Source organism: Streptomyces niveus (assembly GCF_001723055.1).
GTDB lineage: Bacteria > Actinomycetota > Actinomycetes > Streptomycetales > Streptomycetaceae > Streptomyces > Streptomyces niveus.
In genome coordinates this window covers 1-8354 of record NZ_MDCR01000038.1, presented here as the reverse complement: position 1 = coordinate 8354, position 8354 = coordinate 1, and the positions used below count along the sequence as shown (strand labels likewise).

The following is an 8354-nucleotide window of genomic DNA, read 5'->3' as shown; positions in this document are numbered from 1 at the left end:
GCGCCACCCGCCCGGTCTCCCACCTTCAGGGGCCGACAGGACCCTCGACGGGGGCCTGTGGTGCGTTGGCCGCGAAAGCCCGTCGGGTGGACGCTGGAGTCCGGTCCAGGCTTCACTCCGGAGGAAGCGATGCGAGACGCGAGCACCTCGGCACACGACCCGGCCACCGACACGGAACTGGCGAATTTGGTGGCGCACTGGCGGGCCGCCAACTATCTGGCGGTCGGCCAGATCTACCTCATGGGCAATCCGCTCCTCGGCGAACCGCTGCGCCCGGAGCACATCAAGCCCAGGCTGCTCGGCCACTGGGGCACCTCCCCGGGGCTGAACCTCGTCCACACCCACCTCAACCGCGTCATCAAGGCCCGGGACCAGGACGCCCTGTGCGTCTGGGGGCCGGGCCACGGTGGCCCGGCGGTGCTGGCCAACTCCTGGCTGGAGGGAAGCTACTCCGAGACGTATCCGGACATCGGGCTGGACGCGGACGGCATGGCCCGCCTCTTCCATCAGTTCTCCTTTCCCGGCGGGGTGCCGAGCCACGTGGCGCCCGAGACGCCGGGGTCGATCCACGAGGGCGGAGAACTCGGCTACTCCCTCTCCCACGCCTACGGCGCCGCGTTCGACAATCCGGACCTCCTCGTCGCCTGTGTCATCGGCGACGGTGAGGCGGAGACCGGCCCCCTGGCGACGTCGTGGCACTCCAACAAGTTCCTCGACCCGGTGCACGACGGCGCGGTTCTCCCGATCCTCCACCTCAACGGCTACAAGATTGCCAATCCGACGGTGCTCTCCCGCATCCCCGAGCCGGAACTGGACGACCTGCTGCGCGGATACGGCCATGAGGTGCTGCACGTCACCGGGGACGAGCCGTACGCCGTCCACCGCGCCATGGCCGAGGCCTTGGACACCGCGCTGGACACCATCGCCCTCATCCAGCGCACCGCCCGGGACGGAGGTGTCACCGAACGCGCGCGATGGCCCGTGATCGTCCTGCGCACACCGAAGGGCTGGACGGGACCGGCCACCGTGGACGGACTACCGGTCGAGGGCACCTGGCGCGCTCACCAGGTACCGCTGCCAGCAGTGCGCGAAAACCCCGAGCACCTGCGGCAGCTGGAGGCGTGGCTCCGCTCCTACCGGCCGGAGGAACTGTTCGACCATGACGGCCGCCCTCTCCCGCATGTCCTGGCGTGCGTCCCCGAAGGCGCGCGCCGGCTCGGCTCGAACCCGCGCGCCAACGGCGGTCTGCTCCTGCGGGACCTGCCCGTACCGGCCCTGGAGCCGTACGCCGTGCAGGTCGACCGCCCCGGCGCGACCCTGCACGAACCGACGCGCGTGCTCGGCGACCTGCTCGAATCGGTCATGGAGGCCACGAGCGAACGACGCGACTTCCGGGTCGTCGGCCCGGACGAGACCGCCTCCAACAGGCTTCAGGCGCTGTACGGCGCCACGGGAAAGGCGTGGCAGGCCGCAGTCCTGCCCGTGGACGAGCACCTCGACCGGCACGGCCGTGTCATGGAGATCCTCTCCGAACACACCTGCCAGGGCTGGCTGGAGGGCTACCTCCTCACCGGGCGGCACGGGTTCTTCTCCTGCTACGAAGCCTTCGTGCACATCGTTGACTCGATGGTCAACCAGCACATCAAGTGGCTGAAGGTCTCCCGCTCCCTGCCGTGGCGCCGGCCGATCGCCTCCCTCAACTACCTGCTGACCTCCCATGTCTGGCGCCAGGACCACAACGGCTTCTCCCACCAGGACCCCGGCTTCGTCGACCACGTACTCAACAAGAGCCCCGAGGTCGTACGGGTCTACCTGCCGCCGGACACCAACACCCTGCTCTCCGTCGCCGAGCACGTCCTGCACAGCCGCGACTACGTCAACGTCGTCGTCGCCGGCAAGCAGCCCTGCTTCGACTGGCTCACCCTGGACGAGGCGCGCGCGCACTGCGCACGCGGCCTGGGCGTCTGGGAGTGGGCCGGTACGGAGCGGGAGGGCGAGGAGCCGGATGTGGTGTTGGCCTGTGCCGGGGACGTTCCGACACAGGAGGTGCTGGCCGCCGCTCAGCTGATCCGTCACCATCTTCCGCAGCTCGCGCTGCGCGTGGTGAACGTGGTCGACCTGGCCAGGCTGCTTCCCGAGACGGAGCATCCGCACGGGCTCTCCGACAGCCAATACGACGCGCTGTTCACCCGTGACCGGCCGGTGATCTTCGCCTACCACGGCTATCCGTGGCTGATCCACCGTCTCGCCTACCGCCGGGCCGGTCACCCGAATCTGCACGTCCACGGCTACCGGGAGTCCGGCACCACCACGACCCCGTTCGACATGGTGGTGCGCAACAACATGGACCGGTACCAGCTGGTCATGGATGTCATCGACCGCGTCCCCGGGCTGGCCGTCCGGGCCACGCGGGCGCGGCAGGCTATGGAGGACGCCCGGCTCCGGCACCACACCTGGATCCGGGAGCACGGGACCGACCTTCCCGAGGTGGCCGACTGGACCTGGCAGCCCGAAACCGGCGGTGACGACGGGCCCCCGCGTTGAGCCGCCACCGCGAGGAGGGCCTGGCGCCGCCCGCGTGGACATGGACCTACGAGGGCTTCGACCCGGAGCAGGAACGTCTGCGTGAAGCTCTGTGCACCCTGGGCAACGGCTACTTCGCCACTCGCGGATCGGCGTCCGAGACCTCCGCGGACGCCCCGCACCGTCCGGGCACCTACGCGGCGGGCTGCTACAACCGATTGACCTCCGCCGTCGCGGGACGCCAGGTCGAGAACGAGGACATGGTCAATCTGCCCAACTGGCTGCCGCTTCGCTACCGCGTACGCGTCGAAGGCGCGCGCCCCGGCCCATGGCTGTCGCCCGGCGGCCCCCAACTGGTCGAGCACGGGCAGACGCTGGACCTGCGGCACGGCACACTCACCCGTCGGTCGGTGTACACAGCGGCCGAGGACGGTGGCGACCGTCGGCTGCGCGTGGAACAGTGCCGGCTGGTTCATATGGGAGAGCCCCATCTGGCCGCACAGCGAACCTCGTTCACCGCCGAGGGCTGGACGGGCGAAGTCGAGGTCGAAGCGGCCCTCGACGGCGATGTATGGAACGTTGGCGTCGACCGCTACGCGGATCTCGCGAACCGGCACCTGACAGGGTGGCGTACCGGCACCGGAGGGCCCGACACGGTGTGGCTGTGCTGCCGCACCATCAACTCCGACATCCTTGTCGCGCTGGCCTCGCGGGTGCGGGTGGTCGGCCATCGCGGCATCGTGTCCGACACACGGCTCGCGGACCGGAAGGCCGTCCAGACCCTGACGATCCCCGTCGAGTGTGGCGCGACGGTGGTCGTGGACAAGACGGTCGCGTTGTACACCTCCCGCGATCCGGCGATCAGCGGTCCCCGGCAGGCCGCGACCGACGCCGTACGACGGGCCCCGGGGTTTTCTCGCCTGCTCGCCTCGCACCACCGCGCCTGGGAGAACATCTGGCGGCGGGCGGCTCTCGACGTACCCGGGAAGGCCGGGACGATTCTGCGGCTGCACCTGTTCCACGTCCTCCAGACCCTCTCCCCTCACACCGCCGAACTGGATGTCGGGGTACCCGCGAGAGGGCTGCACGGCGAGGCGTACCGCGGACATGTCTTCTGGGACGAACTGTTCGTCCTGCCGTATCTGAACCTGCATTTCCCGGAGGTGTCCCGGGCGCTGCTCGGCTACCGCCACCGACGGCTGCCGGCGGCCTGCCGGGCCGCGAGGGACGCGGGACGCGTGGGCGCGATGTACCCCTGGCAGAGCGGGAGCGACGGGCGCGAGGAGTCACAGCGGCTCCATCTGAACCCCTACTCCGGCCGCTGGCTGCCGGACCACTCCCATCTGCAACACCACGTCGGATCGGCGGTCGCGTACAACGTCTGGGAGTACGCCAAGGCGAGCGGCGACAAGAATTTCCTCTACGGCGAGGGCGCGGAGATGCTTGTCCAGATCGCCCGCTTCTGGGCGGACGCGGCTGTCTGGGACCCGTCGCTGGGGCGCTATCGCGTCCTGGGTGTCGTCGGTCCCGACGAGTATCACGACGCCTACCCGGACTCCGCCGCGCCGGGGCTGGACGACAACGCGTACACGAACATCACCGCCGCATGGGTTCTGGCACGGGCTCTGGAACTCAGCCGTGCCCTCCCGCAGCCGCGTCGGCAGCAACTCTTCGAGCGTCTTCGGATGGATCCGGCCGAGCCGGACCGCTGGGACGATGTCGCACACCGCCTCCACGTGCCGTACCACAACGGCGTGATCAGCCAGTTCGAGGGATACGCGGACCTCGGCGAACTAGACTGGGACCGGTACCGCGGACAGTACGGCGACATCCGCCGACTGGACCGGATCCTGGAGGCCGAGGGGGATTCGGTCAACCGGTACAAGGCGTCGAAGCAGGCGGACGTGCTGATGCTCGGCTACCTCTTCTCCCCACGGGAACTCGCGGGCCTCTTCCGGCAGCTCGGTCACCGGCTCGACGACGAGTCCTGGCGTGCCACGATCGACTACTACCTGCCCCGCACCAGCCACGGTTCGACGCTCAGCGCCCTGGTCAGCGCGTGGGTGCTGGCACGGGCGCGCAGGAACGAGGCGTGGGCCTACGCCGAGGAGGCGCTCATCGGGGACGTGGCGGACATTCAGGGCGGCACCACCGGCGAGGGAATCCACCTGGGCGCCATGGCCGGGACCCTGGATTTCGTACAGCGCTGCCTGACCGGGCTGGAAACCCGCGACGACGGGCTGTGGCTCGACCCCGCGCCGCTGCCGCAGCTGTCGAAGTTCCGGGTCGGCATCCGCTATCTGAACCACTGGGACGTGGACCTCCGGATCCGGGCGCAGCGCGTGCGGGTCGCCGTGCCGGAATCGGATGAGGATCCCGTACGCGTCGTGCTCGACGGGAGCCGGTCGGCTGTCGCGCCCGGCACGGCCCGCTGGCTCGATCTGCCCCGGGGCGGGGTCAGCCGGGTACGAGTACGGCGGCGCCGTTGACGCGGTCGGCCGCGAGGTCGGCGAGTGCCTGATCGGCCCGGCTCATCGGGTACGGGCTCGACGTGACCTGGATGCCGATCCGTTCGGCGAGAGCCAGGAAGTCGCGTCCGTCCTGGCGGGTGTTGGAGGTGACGCTGCGCAGGTCCCGCTCCTGGAAGAGATGACGCTGATAGTTCAGCGAGGGGATGTCGGAGAGGTGGATGCCGGCGACCGCGAGCGTGCCGGAGCGGTCCAGCGCCTCCAGGGCCACCGGCACGAGGTCGCCCACCGGGGCGAACAGGACGGCCGAGTCGAGTGGTTCGGGCGGGGCGTCGTACGCGCCGCCGGCCGAAGCCGCACCCAGGTCGAGTGCCAGTTCACGTGCCCGCACCGACCTGGTCAGCACATGCAACGTGGCGCCCTCGGCCAAGGCCACCTGGGCCGCCAGATGGGCCGAGGCGCCGAAGCCGTAAATTCCGAGCCTCCCGCCCAGGGGCAGTGCGCTGCGGCGCAGCGCGCGGTAGCCGATGATCCCGGCGCACAGGAGGGGCGCGAGCGAGGCGGCGTCCCGGTCTCCCGGAAGCGGGTAGGCGAAGGCCGCCGGAATCAGGGCCAGGTCGGCGAAGCCGCCGTCCGCGTCCCAGCCTGTGTAGCTGGACCGGGGGCAGAGGTTCTCCTGCCCGGCACGGCAGTAGCGGCACGTCCCGCAGGTACCGCGGAGCCACGCGCCGCCCGCGCGGTCACCGATGCGGAACGAGGCCACCGCCTCGCCGGCGGCGACGACACGGCCGACGATCTCATGGCCGGGGACGGTCGATGGCCGCCGGGGCGGAAGGTCGCCTTCGGCCAGATGCAGATCGGTCCGGCAGACGCCACACGCCTCCACTTCCAGCAGCAGATCCCCCGGCGCCGGGACGGCCGGGCGCCGCCGGACCCGGGCCAGGGGCCCTGTGCCGATGGGCCCCGGCCGCTGGACAGCCCAGCCGTGCGGTGTCTCAGCGGCGGCGAAAGTCATGGTTCCAGCGTGCGGCGGGTGGGCTGCCGGGGCAAACGGGTCCGCTCGTACCACGGGAAGCACACGAGGTGTACCTCTGCGGTCCGCCCGAAAAGACCGACACCGCAACGGGCGCTCTGCGCGGCGCCGGGGTGCCGCGCCGCCGCATCCACCACGAGTCGTTCGAGTTCTGAGGAGGGCCACCGTGCGCAGAGCCGCGCTCGCCGCCGCGTCGACCAGCGCCCTGGTCGTGCTGCTGCTCACCCTCAAACCGCACCAGCCGGGCACCCCGGCGCTCGGGGCGGCCCCGCCGCCGACGGGCACATCTCCGGCTCCGACAGGGCCGGCGTCACCACCGGGCGGATCCCAGCCGGGCACGGGTACCTACACCGGTGACCCCGTGTCCACCCAGTACGGCACAGTGCCGGTCGCCGCCACGGTCAAGGCCGGGAAGCTGACCGCGGTCAAGGTGCTTCAGGTGCCGTCCGGCAACGGGCGCGACCAGCAGATCGCCGCCTACGCCGTGCCACGCCTGACCAAGGAGGCGCTGGCCCGCCACAGCGCGCACATCGACGCGGTCTCCGGTGCCAGTTACACCAGCCAGGGGTACATCCGGTCCCTCCAGAGCGCACTGGACCGGGCCGGTGTCTGACACCGCGCGCGGCCTGCGCCATGTCGAGCACGTCATGGGCACCGTCATCACCTTCGACATCCGCGACGAACGCGTGCCCGCGATCGAGGCGGCACTGAGCGAAGCGGTCTCCTGGCTTCACCATGTCGACGAGGTGTACTCCACCTACCGGCCAGAGAGCGCGATAAGCCGCCTGGCGCATCACGAGATCGGGCCCGACGACTGCTCGGCGGAGGTACGCGAGGTCCTCGCCCTCTGCCGGAGCGCCGTACGGATCAGTGGCGGCTGGTTCAGCCATCTCGCGACCGGATTCCTCGACCCGTCGGGTCTGGTCAAGGGCTGGGCGGTGGAGGGCGCCTCCCGGATCCTGTACGAGGCGGGGGCGCACATCGTCGACCCGCACCTCGGCACACCCGCGAACGGCCTGGCATCGGTCACCGTGACCGGCCCCGGGCTCACGATGACCGACTCCTACGCCACCGCCGCCTTCGCGAGAGGGGAGTCGGCACGGGACTGGCTGGCGTCACTCGACGGCTACGAGGGATTCGGCATGCTGCCCGACGGCCGGTCGTGGTGCACCGACGGCTTCCCCGGTGAGACGGTCCCGGCGCACGACCCGGCCTGACCGTACGGCGGGCTCACGGGAGGCGGCCTCGTTCAGGGCCGCTGTCCCGACGACGAGAGGCCCAGCGCCGCGGCCCGCGGCCCCACCAGGTCGCACTCGACATCCACCACTCCCTCGACCGCCCGGACCATTCGGGCCGCCACCGGGACAAGGGCGGTGTCCTGGACCACGCCGCTGAGCGTGACGACCCCGTCGACGACTGTGACCAGCACGTTCTCGCGGGACACGCGGAAGAGAGGCTCGACCACCTCCCCGCGTACCTCCTCAGCCAGGTCGTCGTCGGACCGGAGGAAGACCTTGAGCAGGTCGGAGCGGCTGACGATCCCGCGCAGCATCCCTGAGGCGTCGACCACCGGCAGCCGCTTCAGTCCGCCCTGTGCCATGGTCCGGGCCGCCTGAGCCAGTGTGGCGTCCTCCCGGACCGTGACGGCGGGCACGCTCATGAGCTCGCGCGCCGTCACCGCGCCCGCCTTGCGCAGATCGTCGAGACGGCGCATCTGCTCCAGACGACTGGGGTCCGCGTCCCGGAATTCCTCCTTGTCGAGCAGGTCCGCCTCGGAGACCACCCCGGTGACACGTCCGTCGCCCTCAAGAACCGGAACGGCGCTCACCTTCCACTTCCTCAGGGTCTCGACGATCTCCTTGAACCCGGCCCGCGGAGCGACCGCGACCACGGGGTTCGTCATCACATCGGCAACCACGTACGGCGTGTGACGCATGGTCCCTCCTCGATCGGGCCTTCCCTCCGCTCTCCAAGTGTGGCCGCGCCGATCGGGACCGAGGAGGGGCCGACAGGCCCCGATCGGGGACTGAAGGGGCAATCGCTCGCACGGGTGCCTGTCGGCCCGACGCCAGAAGGACCGGTCGGCCCCCGTCCCGCTGGCGAGGTGCCGAGTCCCCGTGTTCATCTGGGAACAGGTCCAGAAGCGTCGGCGATGGAGGCGAGGGTGGCGCAGGACGAGCAGGCATCATCGGACGGCGCGGCGGAGAGCGAGCCCGGAACGTCGGAGGGCGTGGCCGACCGGGTGGAGCTGCGCCGGATCCAGCTGGGGCTCTCGCCTTCCGAGCTGGCGCACCGCGCCGGGATGTCCCTGTCCTACCTGCGGGAGCTGG

At 70.7% G+C, this 8354-nt stretch carries 6 protein-coding genes; 4 read left to right on the top strand and 2 right to left on the bottom strand.

Features of this window, described 5'->3' with window-relative positions:
• Positions 1–129: 129 nt before the first annotated feature.
• A complete protein-coding gene (locus BHU15_RS05450) occupies positions 130–2544 on the top strand; it encodes a phosphoketolase family protein (RefSeq protein ID WP_069626119.1) in 2415 nt (804 codons plus the stop codon).
• Positions 2545–2564: 20 nt separating this feature from the next.
• Complete coding sequence (locus BHU15_RS05445; protein WP_069626120.1) at positions 2565–5012, top strand: glycoside hydrolase family 65 protein; 2448 nt, start codon at positions 2565–2567, stop codon at positions 5010–5012.
• Here the strand turns inward: BHU15_RS05445 and BHU15_RS05440 are convergent.
• Positions 4981–6006, bottom strand: a complete 1026-nt coding sequence (locus tag BHU15_RS05440; RefSeq protein ID WP_069626118.1) for a zinc-binding alcohol dehydrogenase family protein — start codon at positions 6004–6006, stop codon at positions 4981–4983. The genes BHU15_RS05445 and BHU15_RS05440 overlap by 32 nt on opposite strands.
• Before the next feature lie 184 nt (positions 6007–6190).
• Between BHU15_RS05440 and BHU15_RS05435 the strand changes: the two genes are divergently transcribed.
• Together BHU15_RS05435 and BHU15_RS05430 are read left to right on the top strand one after the other, a co-directional pair.
• Positions 6191–6637 (top strand): FMN-binding protein, encoded by a 447-nt coding sequence (locus tag BHU15_RS05435; RefSeq protein WP_069626117.1) that lies wholly within the window; start codon positions 6191–6193, stop codon positions 6635–6637.
• Entirely contained in the window at positions 6630–7241 is a 612-nt protein-coding gene (locus BHU15_RS05430; protein ID WP_069626116.1) for an FAD:protein FMN transferase, read from the top strand. The genes BHU15_RS05435 and BHU15_RS05430 overlap by 8 nt, the downstream gene beginning before the upstream one ends.
• 32 nt (positions 7242–7273) lie before the next feature.
• On the opposite strand, the gene BHU15_RS05425 is transcribed toward BHU15_RS05430, so the two are convergent.
• Positions 7274–7960 carry a CBS domain-containing protein gene (locus tag BHU15_RS05425; RefSeq protein ID WP_069626115.1) on the bottom strand — a complete coding sequence of 229 codons (687 nt, stop codon included), beginning with the start codon at positions 7958–7960 and terminating at the stop codon, positions 7274–7276.
• Positions 7961–8354 lie beyond the last annotated feature (394 nt).